The sequence below is a fragment of the Brachymonas denitrificans genome (assembly GCF_907163135.1).
In the GTDB taxonomy this organism is placed as follows: domain Bacteria; phylum Pseudomonadota; class Gammaproteobacteria; order Burkholderiales; family Burkholderiaceae_C; genus Brachymonas; species Brachymonas denitrificans_A.
This window is the reverse complement of sequence record NZ_CAJQUA010000001.1, coordinates 1,881,186-1,897,147: the sequence shown is the minus strand read 5'-3', so window position 1 is coordinate 1,897,147 and position 15,962 is coordinate 1,881,186. Positions and strand designations below refer to the sequence as shown.

General features: G+C 63.0%; 18 protein-coding genes, 1 tRNA gene and 1 pseudogene. 11 read left to right on the top strand and 9 right to left on the bottom strand.

All coding sequences use genetic code 11. The annotated features are described in order from the left end of the window. Window positions 1-48: 48 nt before the first annotated feature. Complete coding sequence (gene miaB / locus KKQ75_RS08855; RefSeq protein ID WP_213361623.1) at window positions 49-1,401, top strand: tRNA (N6-isopentenyl adenosine(37)-C2)-methylthiotransferase MiaB; 1,353 nt, start codon at window positions 49-51, stop codon at window positions 1,399-1,401. A gap of 37 nt (window positions 1,402-1,438) precedes the next feature. Here the strand turns inward: miaB and KKQ75_RS08850 are convergent, their stop codons facing one another. Together KKQ75_RS08850 and KKQ75_RS08845 are read right to left on the bottom strand one after the other, a co-directional pair. Next, window positions 1,439-1,750: a helix-turn-helix domain-containing protein gene (locus tag KKQ75_RS08850; RefSeq protein WP_213361621.1), complete on the bottom strand. Its 312-nt coding sequence runs from the start codon at window positions 1,748-1,750 to the stop codon at window positions 1,439-1,441. Beyond that, window positions 1,743-2,113, bottom strand: a pseudogene (locus KKQ75_RS08845) (type II toxin-antitoxin system RelE/ParE family toxin). Before KKQ75_RS08845 ends, KKQ75_RS08850 begins: the two are co-directional and overlap by 8 nt. A 194-nt stretch (window positions 2,114-2,307) precedes the next feature. Between KKQ75_RS08845 and KKQ75_RS08840 the strand changes: the two are divergent. The 6 genes from KKQ75_RS08840 to KKQ75_RS08815 all read left to right on the top strand — a co-directional run bounded on the left by KKQ75_RS08840 (window position 2,308) and on the right by KKQ75_RS08815 (window position 6,813). After that, window positions 2,308-3,159, top strand: a complete 852-nt coding sequence (locus tag KKQ75_RS08840) for an ABC transporter ATP-binding protein (protein ID WP_213361619.1) — start codon at window positions 2,308-2,310, stop codon at window positions 3,157-3,159. Beyond that, entirely contained in the window at window positions 3,156-3,935 is a 780-nt protein-coding gene (mlaE, locus tag KKQ75_RS08835) for a lipid asymmetry maintenance ABC transporter permease subunit MlaE (RefSeq protein WP_213361617.1), read from the top strand. The genes KKQ75_RS08840 and mlaE overlap by 4 nt, the downstream gene beginning before the upstream one ends. Window positions 3,936-3,957: 22 nt before the next feature. Next, the gene (gene mlaD / locus KKQ75_RS08830) at window positions 3,958-4,578 is read left to right on the top strand and encodes an outer membrane lipid asymmetry maintenance protein MlaD (RefSeq protein WP_213361615.1); all 621 of its coding nucleotides are present in this window, start codon (window positions 3,958-3,960) and stop codon (window positions 4,576-4,578) included. A gap of 60 nt (window positions 4,579-4,638) precedes the next feature. Further along, window positions 4,639-5,658: an MlaA family lipoprotein gene (locus tag KKQ75_RS08825; protein WP_213361613.1), complete on the top strand. Its 1,020-nt coding sequence runs from the start codon at window positions 4,639-4,641 to the stop codon at window positions 5,656-5,658. Window positions 5,659-5,836: 178 nt separating this feature from the next. After that, window positions 5,837-6,478: an MlaC/ttg2D family ABC transporter substrate-binding protein gene (locus KKQ75_RS08820; RefSeq protein ID WP_213361610.1), complete on the top strand. Its 642-nt coding sequence runs from the start codon at window positions 5,837-5,839 to the stop codon at window positions 6,476-6,478. A gap of 2 nt (window positions 6,479-6,480) precedes the next feature. After that, entirely contained in the window at window positions 6,481-6,813 is a 333-nt protein-coding gene (locus KKQ75_RS08815) for an STAS domain-containing protein (protein ID WP_213361609.1), read from the top strand. 94 nt (window positions 6,814-6,907) lie between these two features. On the opposite strand, the gene KKQ75_RS08810 is transcribed toward KKQ75_RS08815, so the two are convergent. Further along, window positions 6,908-7,390 carry a hypothetical protein gene (locus KKQ75_RS08810; RefSeq protein WP_213361608.1) on the bottom strand — a complete coding sequence of 161 codons (483 nt, stop codon included), beginning with the start codon at window positions 7,388-7,390 and terminating at the stop codon, window positions 6,908-6,910. 263 nt (window positions 7,391-7,653) lie between these two features. After that, window positions 7,654-7,740 (bottom strand) — tRNA-Leu (locus tag KKQ75_RS08805). Window positions 7,741-7,819: 79 nt separating this feature from the next. On the opposite strand from KKQ75_RS08805, the gene cysM reads away from it, so the two are divergent. Beyond that, window positions 7,820-8,722: a cysteine synthase CysM gene (cysM, locus tag KKQ75_RS08800; protein WP_213361607.1), complete on the top strand. Its 903-nt coding sequence runs from the start codon at window positions 7,820-7,822 to the stop codon at window positions 8,720-8,722. Between the two features lie 12 nt (window positions 8,723-8,734). Further along, window positions 8,735-8,989 carry a sulfurtransferase TusA family protein gene (locus KKQ75_RS08795; RefSeq protein ID WP_091813042.1) on the top strand — a complete coding sequence of 85 codons (255 nt, stop codon included), beginning with the start codon at window positions 8,735-8,737 and terminating at the stop codon, window positions 8,987-8,989. A gap of 334 nt (window positions 8,990-9,323) precedes the next feature. On the opposite strand, the gene KKQ75_RS08790 is transcribed toward KKQ75_RS08795, so the two are convergent. Both KKQ75_RS08790 and coq7 read right to left on the bottom strand, forming a co-directional pair. Beyond that, the gene (locus tag KKQ75_RS08790; protein ID WP_213361606.1) at window positions 9,324-9,788 is read right to left on the bottom strand and encodes an OsmC family protein; all 465 of its coding nucleotides are present in this window, start codon (window positions 9,786-9,788) and stop codon (window positions 9,324-9,326) included. A 106-nt stretch (window positions 9,789-9,894) separates the two neighbouring features. Further along, a complete protein-coding gene (gene coq7, locus KKQ75_RS08785; RefSeq protein ID WP_213361605.1) occupies window positions 9,895-10,548 on the bottom strand; it encodes a 2-polyprenyl-3-methyl-6-methoxy-1,4-benzoquinone monooxygenase in 654 nt (217 codons plus the stop codon). Window positions 10,549-11,118: 570 nt separating this feature from the next. On the opposite strand from coq7, the gene KKQ75_RS08780 reads away from it, so the two are divergent. Both KKQ75_RS08780 and KKQ75_RS08775 read left to right on the top strand, forming a co-directional pair. After that, on the top strand, window positions 11,119-12,309 hold the full coding sequence (locus KKQ75_RS08780; RefSeq protein ID WP_213361603.1) for a porin: 1,191 nt from the start codon (window positions 11,119-11,121) through the stop codon (window positions 12,307-12,309). 233 nt (window positions 12,310-12,542) lie between these two features. Beyond that, window positions 12,543-13,916, top strand: coding sequence for an OmpP1/FadL family transporter (locus KKQ75_RS08775; RefSeq protein ID WP_213361601.1), 1,374 nt, complete (start codon window positions 12,543-12,545; stop codon window positions 13,914-13,916). Between the two features lie 124 nt (window positions 13,917-14,040). On the opposite strand, the gene KKQ75_RS08770 is transcribed toward KKQ75_RS08775, so the two are convergent. From KKQ75_RS08770 to metK, 3 genes are all read right to left on the bottom strand, one after another. Then, window positions 14,041-14,421, bottom strand: a complete 381-nt coding sequence (locus KKQ75_RS08770; protein ID WP_213361599.1) for a PIN domain-containing protein — start codon at window positions 14,419-14,421, stop codon at window positions 14,041-14,043. Next, complete coding sequence (locus KKQ75_RS08765) at window positions 14,418-14,621, bottom strand: DUF2191 domain-containing protein (RefSeq protein WP_091813055.1); 204 nt, start codon at window positions 14,619-14,621, stop codon at window positions 14,418-14,420. Before KKQ75_RS08765 ends, KKQ75_RS08770 begins: the two co-directional genes overlap by 4 nt. 128 nt (window positions 14,622-14,749) lie before the next feature. Next, a complete protein-coding gene (gene metK, locus KKQ75_RS08760) occupies window positions 14,750-15,928 on the bottom strand; it encodes a methionine adenosyltransferase (protein WP_091815324.1) in 1,179 nt (392 codons plus the stop codon). Window positions 15,929-15,962: the final 34 nt, after the last annotated feature.

Below are 15,962 nucleotides of genomic sequence, written 5' to 3'. Positions count from 1 at the left end.
AGGCACCCCTTTCCAGCCTCTGGATCAACACCACGAACCGCTGACGCCATGACCGACACCACCACCGCCCCCAAGAAAGTCTTCATCAAAACCTTCGGCTGCCAGATGAACGAGTACGACTCGGACAAGATGGCCGACGTGCTCGGCGCAGCCCAAGGCTACGAGAAGACCGACAACCCCGAAGACGCCGACCTGATCCTGTTCAACACCTGCTCCGTGCGCGAGAAGGCGCAGGAAAAGGTCTTCAGCGATCTGGGCCGCGTCAAGCACCTCAAGGCCAAGGGCGTCAAGATCGGTGTCGGTGGTTGCGTGGCCAGCCAGGAAGGCGAGGAAATCATCAAGCGCGCTCCCTTCGTCGATGTGGTGTTCGGCCCGCAAACCCTTCACCGCCTGCCCGAACTGCTCACCGAAAGCACCGCTCAGCAAAAGGCCCAGGTCGACATCAGCTTCCCCGAAATCGAGAAGTTCGACCACCTGCCGCCGGCACGCGTGGAGGGCGCCAGCGCCTTCGTCTCCATCATGGAAGGCTGTAGCAAGTATTGCAGCTACTGCGTCGTGCCCTACACGCGCGGCGAGGAATTCAGCCGCCCGTTCGAGGAAGTGCTGGTCGAAGTCGCCGGCCTGGCCGAGCAGGGCGTCAAGGAAATCACGCTGCTGGGCCAGAACGTCAACGCCTACCGCGGAAAGATGGGCGACAGCGACGAAATCGCCGATTTCGCCATGCTGATCGAGTACGTGGCCGAAATCCCCGGCATCGAGCGCATCCGCTACACCACCAGCCACCCCAACGAATTCACCCAGCGCCTGATCGACGTCTACGCCAAAGTGCCGCAACTCGTCAGCCACCTGCACCTGCCCGTGCAACACGGCAGTGACCGCATCCTGATGGCCATGAAGCGCGGCTACACCGCGATGGAATACAAGAGCATCATCCGCAAGCTGCGCGCCGTGCGCCCGGACATGTCCATGAGCAGCGACTTCATCGTCGGCTTCCCCGGCGAGACGGAAGAGGATTTCCAGAAGATGATGCAGCTGATCGACGACGTCGGCTACGACAGCTCCTTCAGCTTCATCTTCAGCCCGCGCCCCGGCACGCCCGCCGCCAACCTGCATGACGACACCCCGCACGAAGTCAAGCTCAAGCGCCTACAGCAACTGCAGGCCAAACTCGAAGAAAACGTGCGCCGCCTCAGCGCCAGTCGCGTCGGCACCGTGCAGCGCATTCTGGTCGAAGGCCCCTCGCGCAAGGATCCCAATGAGCTGATGGGCCGCACCGCCTGCAACCGCATCGTCAACTTCCCCGCCGGCCCGCAGCGCGACCGCCTGATCGGGCAGATGCTGGACGTGCGCATCACCAGTGCGCTGCCGCATTCGCTGCGTGGCGAAATCGTTGTCGCATAACGGCCAAGGCGCTGCACCGCGGTTGAGATAAGGGAGTTCAGTGCGCCGGCTCGAACGGATGCACCAGGATGTCTGCATCCGGAAACGAGGCCACCAGCTTCAGCTCGCCCCCCAGGGCCCTGACGTACTCGCGCAAAGTGCTGACGTACATGTCATCGCGGCGCTCCAGCTTCGAGACAGCGGCTTGCTCCACGCTCATCGCCTTGGCCAGCTGGACTTGCGTCACTTTCCGCGCCTTGCGCAACTCCTGCAGTTGCATTTCGACGAGCATTGCCTCGGCGCGGGCTGCTGCGCGTGCCTGGGATTCAGGCGACATCCCGGCACGCAATTCGCTGAATTTCCTAGCCATTGATCTGTCCCTCCTTCTTCAAAGTCTGGATGTGCGTGTCGTAGAGCCTGTCAGCGATCGGCACATGCACTGCATACCAGCGTTCGTCACCCGTCTTGTCCCCGCCCAGCAACGGATGGCGCAGCGGCGAGGGTCAAACGCATACAAAATCCGGTACGGCCGACCTTCATGCTGAATACGAAGTTCACGCATGTGGGAATGCTTTGACCCCGCGATTCCCGAGGTGTGCGGAAAGCCCAGGTTCGGTCCTCTTTCCTCCAGAAGCCGCACCGACGCATCAATGGACTCCTGTTCGGTCTCGTCCAATCCGGCCCACCACTCACCGAGTTCATCGGTGTATTCCACTTCCCATTTATTGGGCATTATTCCTCCTGATGACTATTCCGTCAAGGGAATATAAAATATGGAAAATAATAAAAAAGCCGTAATTATGCAATGGGCGACGGGGTCTTTTCATGGTCCATCCGTTCGCAACAGAATGTATTGCCACCGCCGCGCGCCGACAAATTCACACTGCTCCCAAAGGATGATTTCCGCCGCCAATTAGAATGCTGCGTATGTCATCCGTTTCACCCGAGTCCTTGGCCGAGCCGTCCGTGCCGCTGGTACAGCTGCAGCATGTCCATTTCGGCTACGGCGGCCCGCGCAAGATCCTTGAAGATCTCTCGCTGGACGTGCCGCGCGGCAAGGTCACGGCCATCATGGGCGCCTCCGGCGGCGGCAAGACCACCGTGCTGCGCCTGATCGGTGGCCAGCAACGTGCCCAGCAGGGCCAGGTAATGTTCGACGGGCAGGACATCGGCAAGCTCAGCCAGACCGAGCTCTACGCTGCCCGCCGCCGCATGGGCATGCTGTTCCAGTTCGGCGCGCTGTTCACCGACATGAACGTGTTCGACAACGTGGCCTTCCCGCTGCGCGAGCACACGCGCCTGCCCGAATCCATGATCCGCGACATCGTGCTGATGAAGCTCAACGCCGTCGGCCTGCGCGGCGCGCGCGACCTGATGCCGAGCGAAGTCTCCGGCGGCATGGCCCGCCGCATCGCCCTGGCCCGCGCCATCGCGCTCGATCCCGAACTGGTCATGTACGACGAACCCTTCGCCGGTCTCGATCCGATCTCGCTCGGCACCATCGCGCGCCTGATCCGCGAGCTCAACGACGCCATGGGCCTCACCAGCATCATCGTCTCGCACGACCTGGTGGAAACCTTCCTGATCGCCGACCACATCGTCATCCTGGCCAATGGCGGCGTCGCCGCGCAAGGCACGCCGGAAGAAGTGCGCAACAGCAGCGATCCGCTGGTGCACCAGTTCGTCAACGCCCAGCCCGAAGGCCCGGTGCGCTTCCACTACCCCGGCCCCACCCTGGGCGAAGACTTCGGCCTCGCCCGCCAGAAAGGCCGCCCATGAGCCTGCTCAATCCCGCCGACATCGGCTACGCCGTCCGCCAGCAGATCGTGCGCCTCGGTACCGGCGCGCGCCTGTTCGCGCGGCTCATCACTTCCTTGGGCGCCTGGCGCCGCTTCGGCCTGATCCGTGACCAGGTGCACTTCCTGGGCAACTACTCGCTCTCCATCATCGCCATCTCCGGCCTGTTCGTCGGCTTTGTGCTGGGCCTGCAGGGCTACTACACGCTCAAGAGCTTCGGCTCCTCCGAATCGGTCGGTCTGCTGGTGGCGCTCAGCCTGCTGCGTGAACTGGGCCCGGTCGTTACCGGCCTGCTGTTCGCCGGCCGCGCCGGCACCTCGCTTACCGCCGAAATCGGCCTGATGAAGGCCGGCGAGCAACTCGACGCCATGCAGATGATGGCGGTCGATCCGGTGCAGCGCATTCTGGCGCCGCGCTTCTGGGGCGGTGTCATCGCCATGCCGATCCTGGCCGCCATCTTCAGCGCCGTCGGCATCATCGGTGCCTGGCTGGTCGCCGTGCAGCTCATCGGCCTCGATCCCGGCTCCTTCTGGAGCCAGATGCAGAACGGGGTCGACGTCTGGAAGGACGTGGCCAACGGCGTCATCAAGAGTTTCGTGTTCGGCATCGCCGTCACCTTCATTGCCCTGCTCGAAGGCTACAGCGCCCGGGCCACGCCCGAAGGCGTGTCGCGCGCCACCACCCGCACCGTGGTGGTGGCATCGCTCACCGTGCTCGCGCTCGACTTCCTGCTCACCGCCATGATGTTCAGCATCTGATCGCATTCCAAGGAAAGCTTCCATGCAACGTTCCAAAATCGATATCTGGGTCGGCCTGTTCGTGCTGCTGGGTGCAGCCGCACTGCTGTTCCTGGCCCTGCAAGCCGGCAATCTGCTCAGCCTCAGTGGTGGCGGCGGCTACCAGGTGCAGGCCCAGTTCCAGGACATCGGCGGCCTCAAGCCCAAGTCTGCCGTCAAGAGCTCCGGCGTGGTCGTCGGCCGCGTCAAGAGCATCGACTTCGACGACAAGACCTACCAGGCCACCGTCACGCTCGACATGAACGAGCGCTACCACTTCCCCAACGACAGCTCGCTCAAGATCATGACCAGCGGCCTGCTGGGCGACCAGTACATCGGCATCGAGGCCGGCTACAGCGACACCAACTGGAAAGCCGGAGACAAAATCACCAACACCCAGTCCGCTGTCGTGCTCGAGAACCTGATCGGACAATTCATGAACAGCAAGGCGCTCGAAGCCGGCACGCCGCCGGCCGGTAGCGAAAGTGCCGAGCCGGCCACAGACGCAACACCGGCGGATGCCGAAGCCGCGCCCGCAGCGTCTGCCGTGCACGGTCAGGCAAGCGCCGATGATCCGGCCACCGCTGCAGGCGCTGCCTCTGCGGCAAGTGCAGCCGCACGCTAAGCAACTGCCATCCTGGAAAAACCCGGCGCCGCCGCTCACAACCGCGTTTCGAGCCCCATCATGAACCATCCGTCCACCGCCATCCGCCGTACAGCCCTGCGCCGTACCACCGCCGTGCTCTGCCTTGGCAGCGCTGCCGCGCTCGCCGGTTGCGCCACCGGCCCCAACGCCCACCCGCGCGATCCGCTCGAGCCCTGGAACCGCGGCGTCTACAAGTTCAACGACGCCGTTGACCAGGCCGTGCTCAAGCCGGTCGCCACCGTCTACACCAAGGTCACGCCCAACTTCGTGCAAAGCGGCGTGCGCAACTTCTTCAACAACCTGAGCGATGCCTGGTCGGCGATAAACAGCGCGCTGCAGTTCAAGGGCCAGGAGGCCATGGACAACTTCTGGCGCTTCACCATCAACACCACCTTCGGCCTCGGCGGCGTGTTCGACGTCGCCAGCGAGGCGCAGATTCCGCGCGTCAAGCAGGATTTCGGCCTCACGCTCGGCCGCTGGGGCGTGGGCACCGGTCCGTACCTGATGCTGCCGCTGCTTGGCCCCTCCACCGTGCGTGACACCGTGGCCCTGCCGGTCGACATGAACGGCAACCCCATCGGTGCCATCGAGCACGTGCCCACGCGCAACCAGGTCACCGCCCTCAGCGTGATCAACCAGCGTGCCCAGCTGCTCGATGCCAGCGACCTGCTCAACCAGGCCGCGCTCGACCCCTACAGCGTCCTGCGCGATGCCTACCTCCACACGCGCGATGCCGGCAAGCGCAGCGCGGCCCTGGCAGCGTCCGCAGGCGCCTCGGCCCCTGCCGATGGCGCCGACAGCGATGGCTACGAGCCGCCGCCGGAAGGCATGGAGGGCGAGGCGCCGGCAGGCGCCGCCTCCGCCTCCGTGCCAGCCACCCCGGCAGCTCCCTCCGGCCCCGGCGCGGATGCCGACGGTTACGAACCCCCGCCGGAAGGCTTCGAACCCGAGAGCGGCGCCCCGGTGCAAAAAGGCCCGACTCCCTACTATGTGCCCGCCGTGCCGCAGCTGCTGGAGCATCTGGATCCGAACTGGGGCACCAACTTCTGGCGCCGCTGAACCACAGTATTTGTAACAATGACGGCAAGGGAAGCAACAAGGCACATCGCCGCCACGGCTGGCGTTGCACCGTGTTGCAACTCGGCCCCGCGCTGGCGGAAACCCTTGCCATGATCAGGTATCCAATGCCTGTCCGCGCAAACCGCACAGTGCACGCAACCAACAAGGAGCAAAGAACATGATGATGAATCGCCGTACCCTGACCCGTATCGCTGGTGCCGCCGCCCTGGCCGCTGCAGTGGCCACGCCGTCCTTCGCCGCCGACCTGGCTCCCGATGCCATGGTGCTGAAGGTTTCCGGCGAAACCCTGGCTGCCATCAAGGCCGACAGGGCGCTGCAGGGCGGTGACATCAACAAGATCATCGCGCTGGTCGACAGCAAGGTCATGCCCCACGTCGATTTCGCCCGCATGACGGCCTCGGCTGTCGGCCCGGCCTGGCGCAACGCCACCCCGGCCCAGAAAGGCCAGCTGCAGCAGGAATTCAAGCGCCTGCTGGTGCGCACCTATGCCGGCGCTTTCAACTCCGTCGGCAACCGTGAGGTCAAGGTACTGCCCATGCGTGCTGGCTCCGCTGGTGCCAATGACGTGGTCGTGCGCAGCCAGCTGGTCGGCTCCGGCGACCCTGTCAGCCTCGACTACCGCCTGACCCGCACCCCGGGCAAGGGTCTGGGCTGGAAGGCCTACAACCTGAACATCGGCGGCGTCTGGATGATCGACTCCTACAAGCAGCAGTTTGCCCAGGAAGTCAACACCAAGGGCATCGACGGCCTGATCGCCACCCTGGCGGCCAAGAACAAGTCCAACGCAGCCGGCAAGTAAGCATGACCACCCGCGAGCCTTCCGCCGGCAGCACGCCCGTCATCAGCCTGGCCCTGCCGGTCCGGCTGGACGCCACCAACGCCGGCACGGTCACGCAGGCCCTGATGGCGCGCCTGCGCGAGGGCGGGCAAGGGCAGCAGGCCCAGGTCGACGCAAGTGCGCTGCAGAGTTTCGACTCTTCGGCGCTGGCGACCTTGCTGGCCCTGCAGCGGCAGGCGATGGAGCGGGGCGCCAGCCTGCACCTGCACGCGGCACCGGTGCGCCTCGTCGAACTGGCGCGCCTGTATGGCGTGCATGAGTTGCTGCTCCCCGCGCCGGCCGCGCAGCCTGCCTGAGCGCCTGCCTCGCGCAACGCACGAAAAAAAACGCCCCGGTCTGCCTTGCGGCATCGGGGCGTTGTCACGTATGGCCCTGACGGGGCCGGCGTGCTTACGACTTGCTGCTGTCCTTGGCGGCGGCAGCCGGTGCCGCCGGCTCGGCTGCAGGCGGCACGGCTTCAGCCTTGGCCGGTTCTGCCGCCTTCTTCGGGGTCGCTGCCTTCTTGGCAGCAGGCTTGGCAGCCTTGGCTGCGACTTTCACCGCTTCGGACGGCTTGGTGCTGGCGGCCTTCTTCTTCGGTGCCGGCTTGGCAGCAGCCTTCGGGGCGGCCGGAACGTCGCCCGCCGCCGTCATGCCGGCCAGATGCATGGAGGCATCGTACAGGCGGGACTTGCCGGCAAAGTGGCGATCCAGGCGCCACTCCTGCAGGATTTCCAGGGCCAGCTTGAACTTGTCATAGTCCAGCAGATAGATGTCGGTGATCGGGAAGTCGATTTCCGACTCCAGCGCCAGCACCAGACGCGACAGGGTAATGGCGTCGGCACTGCTGGAGTTGCTTTCGATGAACTTCCGCGCTTCTTTGATGGCACGCATGTTGAAATTTCCTAGGCTGTGAGTTCTGGTATCCGATTCTCGCCGGAGCAATCCGCATTATCCAGATACCGTCCGACCGATACGGGCGGGTTAGCCGGATTTTAGGGGCAACCCTGATACGCCAGAAGGGGGTGTCATGAATCTTTCACACCGGTGTCGCAGAGAGGCCCTTGTGCGCCAAGTCCGCGCCGGAAAAAAGAAAAACCCGCATGCCTGATGAGGGTATGCGGGCTTGTCTGCTGGCTGTTGTCCAGTGCCATAACTGGTGCCGAAGGCCGGAATCGAACCGGCACGAGGTCGCCCCCGGCAGATTTTGAATCTGCTGCGTCTACCAATTTCGCCACTCCGGCAGGAGAAGTAGAATCAAGCCGATAATTATGACATAAAGCCGTTCCCACGGCGTGGCCTCTACACCACTGCGAGCAGCGCATGCACTACCCCACCATCGAACATTTCATTGGCAAAACCCCGCTGGTGCGGCTCCAGCGCATCGGCGCCCAGGCCAACGCGGCACGCGGCAACGTGGTGCTCGGCAAGCTCGAGGGCAACAACCCCGCAGGTTCGGTCAAGGACCGTCCTGCGCTGTCCATGATTCTGCAGGCCGAGGCGCGCGGCGAGATCCGCCCCGGCGATGCCCTGATCGAAGCCACTAGCGGCAACACCGGCATCGCGCTGGCCATGGTAGCCGCCATCCGCGGCTACCGCATGATCCTCATCATGCCCGAGGATCTCAGCATCGAGCGCGCCCAGTGCATGCGTGCCTACGGCGCCGAACTCATCCTCACCCCGCGCAGCGGCGGCATGGAATACGCGCGCGACCTGGCCCTGCAGATGCAGGCCGATGGCAAGGGCCGCGTGCTCGACCAGTTCGGCAACAGCGACAACCCGCTCATCCACTACCAGACCACCGGCCCCGAGATCTGGCAGGACACCCGTGGCCAGATCACCCATTTCGTCAGCGCCATGGGCACCACTGGCACCATCACCGGCGTGGCGCGCTACCTCAAGGAGCAGAATCCCGCCATCCGCATCATCGGCGCGCAGCCGGCCGATGGCTCGCGCATTCCCGGCATCCGCAAGTGGCCGCAGGAATACCTGCCCAAGATCTACACCCCCGAGCTGGTCGACGAGCTGATGCTGGTCTCCCAGTCTGACGCCGAGGACATGTGCCGCCAGCTGGCGCGCGAAGAGGGCATCTTTGCCGGCATCTCGGCAGCCGGCGCCTGCTGGGTGGCCCAGCAACTGGCCGCTACCGTCGAAAATGCCACTATCGTCTTCGTCGTCTGCGACCGCGGCGACCGCTACCTGTCTACCGGTGTCTTCCCCGCCTGAGGATCCTGTTTCATGCCTACCGATGCAAGCGCAACCCCCCTGCACCACGACACCGAAATCGACACCAGCGGTCTGCAGTGCCCGCTGCCCATTCTGCGCGCCAAGAAGGCGCTGAATGCCATGGAAAGCGGCCAGGTGCTGCGCGTCATCACGACCGACCCGGGTGCCGAGCGCGATTTCCAGGCCTTTGCCGTGCAGACTGGCAACACCTTGCTCAGCCAGCAGATGGACGGCCAGCGCGGCGTTCACTATCTGCGCCGGCGCTGAGCCGCCGGAGGAGGGCCGCACACAGGCAGCCGCGCCTGCCCTCCGGGCTTGTCTCCTTGCCCCCGACGAAGCAAAAAAAAGCCCCAAGTCTTGTGGACTTGGGGCTGAATCCACCTGATAGGAGGGTGGAGGAGACAACTATTGCATGAAACTGAATAATGCAACGGTTCAAAGTTTAGCCAAAATTTTGCTGCAGTGCACATAAGCAGCGTGACCAAATGCACGGCGCTGCCCAAAAACCTCGTTTTTTTGCGAACGTCTGTGCTTTCCTGGCAACACTTTGGGGGCTAAGTCCGCATTTTTCCGAGAAATTCAGAAAAATTTCACAAATTTGTCATGGCTGAGCCTGTTTGCTGTCGATCAGGGTGAGGCTGGTCGTCATCTCTGCCGTGCGGCCGAGCATGGCGCTGGCAGAGCAGTATTTTTCGTGGCTCATCGCAATGGCGCGCTCCACGGCGGCTTGCGGCAGGCCCGCGCCACGCACCTCGAAAGCCATGTGGATGCGGGTAAATACCTTGGGATCGGTCTCGGCGCGTTCGGCCTCGATCGCCACGCTGCAACCCTCCACGGCATGGCGCCCGCGCTTGAGAATCAGCACCACGTCATAGCTGGCGCAGCCGCCCAGGGCGGCCAGCAGCATTTCCATCGGGCGCGGCGCCAGATTCTGTCCGCCATTTTCCGGACGCACGGCATCCGGCGCGCCATCCATCATCACCGTATGGCCGCTGCCGGTTTCGGCCACAAACCCCATGCCCGACCGTGTGGCCAGGCCGCCAGTCCAACTCACCCTGCATTCCATCGCGCCTCTCCTGAAAGATCCGGAGCGCTGATTGTAGGGGCCAGCCGGTTGCCCGGGCCGAAGCGGGGCTGTTCGACGGGAAAATGCCGGGGCCGGCCCGCGGCGGTCAGAGGCGGTGCGCCACCGTCGTCATCACCTTGGCGGCGAGCCGCATCAGGCCCTGCACTGGCGTGCTCAGGGGTGCGGCACCGGCATTGAGGGCGGCATCGGCATGGCGCTGCTCGTCTTCCTTCATCTGCTGCACGATCACGCGCGAAACCGCGTCGCCGGCAGGCAGGCGTTCCAGGTGGCTGTGCAGGTGCGCTTCTACCTGGCGCTCGGTTTCCACCACAAAGCCCAGGCTGTTGCGGTCGCTCACGCGGCCCATCACCATGCCCAGCGCAAAGGCGCCGGCATACCACAGGGGGTTGAGCAGGGAGGGGCGGTCGTTCAGCTCGTCCAGGCGCTGTTTGGTCCAGGCCAGATGGTCCATCTCCTCGCGGGCCGCTTCCTCGAAGTGGGCGCGCAATTCGGGATCGCGCGTGGCCAGTGCCTGCGACTGGTACAGCGCCTGGGCGCAGATCTCGCCCACATGGTTCACGCGCATCAGCGCGCCCGCCAGGCGCTTGTCGGCATCGGACAGCTTGGCATCCTGCACCAGGCTGTGCATGCCCTCGCGCTCGGGCGGGTAGGGCGCGCTGGCGTGAGGGGGCGCGAACAGCACGCGCAGCGAGGCATCGGCGGCGTGCAGCCAGGAATCCAGGGCAGAGGGTTGTTGCATGGAGACAGCCGTAAGAATCATCAAGAAGGGGCGAAGCCGTCAGCAGCGCGGCCGTCGCCGGAACAGCTGATTGTAGGGAGCCCGGCGGACGGAGAGAGGCGAAGGGCGTTGCCGGCGTGCCACAGATTGGATGCCGGAGGGGACTCGAGCGGGCCCTCCTGCTGCGGCTTGCCCCGTGTGTGGCCGAGGCTGCATGTCCGCCCCCGAGGCTTGCCGGCAAGGGCTGCTGCCGAGAGGCCAACTTAAAGCAATTCCTGAGCTTGTGCCCCCAATGGCACGGTACAGCCGCTGTTGCTGAAAAGAGTGCCGTGCGCTCAAATGGCATAAAGGCGCCCTGCTTGTCCAGCAAGCGCGCGTTTTGTGGCTTGATGGCAACAAACCTGTTGTCGACCTGCAACGGTGCGCAGATAAAAGTGTGATTTCCTTTGCTGAAGGGGGGAAGCTCTGGTGCAATAGAGACAACTTCCGAAAAGGAGGTTGGCCCGGGGAACCGGGGGCTGCGCAAAAAGGCACAACGCCAGCGCAAGCCCACGAACCGGTGCCCTATGTTTAACCTTGGAGAAACTTGCAATGAAAAAATCTCTGATTGCTATCGCTGCTCTGGCTGCTGTGGGCGCCGCTTCCGCTCAGTCTTCCGTGACCATGTATGGTCTGGCTGACGTCAACCTGGGCTACAGCAAGGATACCGTTACCGTAACCACCCCCAATGGCTCTGGTAAGCTGACCAACCGCAAGACCGGCTTCCAGTCCGGTGGCCTGCAGGGCAGCCGTCTGGGCGTGAAAGGTGTTGAGGACCTGGGCAACGGTCTGAAGGCTGTGTTCAACTACGAGCTGGGTTTTGACGCCATCAATGGCGCCTTCACCGACAACAGCAAAGACGGCATCGGCTTCAGCCGCCGTGCTGTGGTGGGCTTGCAGGGTGGTTTCGGCAGCGTGCTGTTCGGTAAGGACTACACCCCCCTGTACAACCTGATCACCGCCACCTCCGCTGACGGTCAGTCTTCGTTCGATGCAGGCGCACTGACGACTGGCGCCCCGAACCTGGGCGGCCTGGGCGGCGCTGCTGCTAAGACGTACAAGCTGGGCGGCTACAAAGAGCGTGCTTACGGTGTGCACTACGCTGGCAACTTCTCTGGCGTTGGCGTGCAGGCTTTTGGCGAATACAGCAACTCCAAGACTGAATTGGCCGTGACCGGCCAGCAAACCAATGTTTTGGCAAACACCAAGAGCCAAGGTTACGGCCTGGGTGTGAGCTACGCTAACGGCCCGTTCATGGTCGGCGTTGCTGGTCACCAAGTGAAAAATACGGCGATGGGTACGACTGTGTCCAAGATCACTGAGTATGGCGTGGGCGGTACCTACGATTTTGGTGCAGCCAAGCTGTTCGCTAACTACCTGTACAGCAAGAACCGTCCCAACGCTGCTTTGGCTGCCACACCACTCAATGCAAACGTGAATACCAAGGCTGAAGAAGCCAACATTGGCGTTCTGGTACCTTTCGGAGCCGCTTCCCTGGTTGCTGAATACGGCCACAACCGTGTGAAGTTCTACGACGGCGTGAGCGGTGAGCAAATGGCCAAAGGCAAGGGCAACGACTGGATGATCGGTGCCAACTACGCTTTCAGCAAGCGCACCGACGTATACGCTCGCGTTGGCCGCAGCAACGACCTGAAGGTTGAAGGCGTGAACGGCTATTTCGACGACATTACTGCTCGCGCCAAGACTGAAAAGGCTGCCATCGGCCTGCGTCACAAGTTCTAATTCACGGCTGGCGTCAGCCAGCTTTGAATCAGCTTGATGCGAGAGCCACCCTTCGGGGTGGCTTTTTTGCGTCTGCCATCAAGCTGGGCAGTGTCCAAAACACAACGATTTAGCACGGTCGTTCGGGATTGTCCCTATTCGAACTTTCCGCGTGCTTTTTACAATTTGATCCAGCGAATCAATGGGATACGCTGTATCGAAAAGCGTTGTTTGGACACAGTTTAGGAGACAAGATGAAACGTAATGCTATTGGCGCCGCCGTTCTGCTGGCCATGCTGCCTGTCACGGGTGCATTTGCAGCCGGCCTCGATCGTTCCGGCCAGCCGGTGGCCCCGATTTTCCAGCAGGGCAACCTCATCGAGCTGGGCTGGACCTCGCTCTTTCCTACTGTGGAGGGCAAAGAGAGCATCGGCCTGAAGCGCGAAATTCCCAACATGGCTGACAAGTACTCCTTCCCGTCCGGAGCCATCAAGTACCAGGCGAATGACCAGTGGTCGTTCTCCTTCCTGTACGACCATCCGTTCGGTGCAGATGCTGCCTATGAAGGTACCAATATCTTTACCACCACTCCGGCCGAGCGCGGGGCGGCTGCCACGCTTCCATTGGCAGCCAAGCTGGCGGCCGCCAACCCCACATGGAGCCAAGACCAGATCAAGGCGGCCGTCCAGGGTTTGCTCGCGCCCACGCCCACGCCTAGCCCCGAACAAATTGCAGCACGTCAAGCCGTAGCGAAGTATTCGACCTTGGCAACGGGTTCCGATGCGACCAACGTCAGCGTTACCACACAGAGTTTCTCCCTGATTGCCGGCTTCCAGCCCAACAAGAACTGGCACTTCTACGGCGGCCCGGTCTACCAGACCGTCAAGGGTGACTTGAGCCTGCGCGGTGCGGCTTACTCCGTTTTCAACGGCTACGACGCCACCTTCCATAACTCGGGTGCCTGGGGCTTCCTGGCGGGTGCCGCCTACCAGATTCCCGACATCGCCTTCCGCGCTGCGCTGACTTACCGTTCGGCCATCAAGCATGATGTGGACACCACCGAAAACTTCGTCAACTACCAGAAGCTGGGCGGTGCAGCCGGCACCAGCGGCACCACGCGGATCAAGACGCCGCAATCCGTCAACCTGGACCTGCAAAGCGGCGTGGCGCCCAACACGGTGGCCTTTGCCAACCTGCGCTGGGTGGACTGGTCCAGCTTCAGCATCCGTCCGGGCCAGTTCGGCGCCGTTTCGAAGGATCTTGGCCCGTACGTTGGCAAGCCCAACGGCTTCAACCTGGTCGAGTACGGCAAGGACCAATACAGCGCCACCGTAGGTGTGGGCCGCAAGTTTAACGAGCAGTGGGCCGGCAATATGTCCCTCGGCTGGGACAGCGGCACGGGCGAATATGTGACCACCCTGGGCCCGACCAAGGGCAACTGGAACCTGGGCATCGGCGCGCAGTACAGCCCGACCAAGAACTTCTACGTGGGCGTCGGCGCCAAGTACTTCTGGCTGGGGGATGCCAAGGCCCAGGTCGCCTCCAATGTCGGTAGCACCACGTATCAGGCCGACTTCAAGGACAACAACGCCGTGGCCGTGGGCGTGAAAGTGGGTTACCGCTTCTGATCCCGGTCCGCTGACCCAGTTGGAAAGAGCGTCGCTTGTGCGGCGCTCTTTTTTTAACCAATCACCCTCCCCGAAACCTTGGGTGGTTCAAAATTGCGTGGCGAGATCGAATCCGCTCTGCACCCTAATGCAATGCCGGCTCGTAAGCGACGAAAAATCGTTGTGCGAGCTTGGCAAGACGTTTGTCGGCTGTCCACAGCAGGGCTCCGGCTGTGAGCAGGGTGGACGACAGCAGCAACAAATCCACCAGGCCGCAGCCCAGGCCATACAAGTGCTCACGCTGGATGAAATCGAGGACTTCCGGCAAGGCTGCTTGCTGGGACTGCGGAAGGAGCAACAAGCTGCTCAGGGTTTGGTCCCGCTGGGGGGGAGTGCCGCAGGCTATTTCGCCGATCACGAGCGGGTGAGCCATGACCCGGTTGAGACTCAGCAACTCAACCAGCGTGGAGTTTCCATGCCTGAAGTGTTCGACCCAGATCGAAGTGTCAACCAGAACCTGTTTCATTGCTCGCCACTTTCGCGGCGGCGTGGAATCTCCTGCATCTGAGGGGCGGTGCCGCCCAGTGCGGCCAGCCGTTTTCCGGCCTGCACCTGGATGAAAATCTTGATGGCCTCCCGGAACAGGTCAGCCTTGTCCATGGAAGCGTCCGCAACTTCCAGCGCTTGCCTGTACAGCCGATCATCAATCGTCACGGTGGTTCTCATACTTGCTCCTGCATCAAATTTGTTATCACATTACATCATATTTGATGCGACTTCAAGTGACTCCCGTATGTTGGAACAAAAAGAGGCGCTTGCGCGCCTCGTTCGTATTCAGGGTCGTCAATCAGGTGTCATAGCCCGGCTGCCGCCCGCAGCAGCGCCGCCTTGTCCGTCTGCTCCCAGCTGAATTCCGGCTCGCTGCGGCCAAAGTGGCCATAGGCGGCGGTCTTGGTGTAGATCGGGCGCTGCAGGTTCAGCATCTCGATGATGCCCTTCGGACGCAGGTCGAAGTGGTCCTGCACCAGCTTTTCGATGGCATGGTCCTCGATCACGCCGGTGCCTTCGGTGTACACCGTCACGTTGATCGGGCGCGCCACGCCGATGGCGTACGACACCTGGATCTGGCACTGGCGCGCCAGGCCGGCCGCCACGATGTTCTTGGCCACATAGCGCGCGGCGTAGGCGGCAGAGCGGTCCACCTTGGTCGGGTCCTTGCCGCTGAAGGCGCCACCGCCGTGCGGGCAGGCGCCGCCGTAGGTGTCCACGATGATCTTGCGGCCGGTCAGGCCGCAGTCGCCCTGCGGGCCGCCCACCACGAAGCGGCCGGTGGGGTTGATCAGGAATTCGGTGTCCACCAGCATCTCGGCCGGAATCACCGGCTTGATGATGCTCTCGACGATGGCCTCGATGAACTCGGGCTTCATCTTGTCGCCCACGCTCATTTCGGGCGTGTGCTGGCTGGAGATGACCACGGTCTGCACGCTCTGCGGCTTGCCGTCCAGGTAGCGCATGGTGACCTGGGCCTTGGCGTCCGGGCGCAGGAAGGGCAGGGTGCCGTTCTTGCGCAGTTCGGCCTGGCGTTCCATCAGGCGGTGGGCGTAGTGGATGGGCGCGGGCATCAGCTCGGGCGTTTCATCGCAGGCGTAGCCGAACATCAGGCCCTGGTCGCCAGCGCCGGTGTTCAGGTGGTCGTCACTGGCGTGGTCCACGCCCTGGGCGATGTCGTTGCTCTGCTTGTCGTAGCAGACCATCACGGCGCAGCCCTTGTAGTCGATGCCGTACGCGGTGTCGTCGTAGCCGATCTGCTTGATGGTGTCGCGCGCCACCTGGATGTAGTCCACGTTGGCATTGGCGGTGATTTCGCCGGCCAGCACCACCAGGCCGGTGTTGGTCAGCGTTTCGGCCGCCACGCGCGCGCGCGGATCCTGCTCGAGCAGGGCGTCGAGGATGGCATCGGAGATCTGGTCGGCGACCTTGTCGGGGTGGCCTTCAGAGACGGATTCGGAAGTGAAGAGAAAGTCGTTCGCCATGCGGGGAAGCTCCAGTTTGTTGGCACGGTTGAAA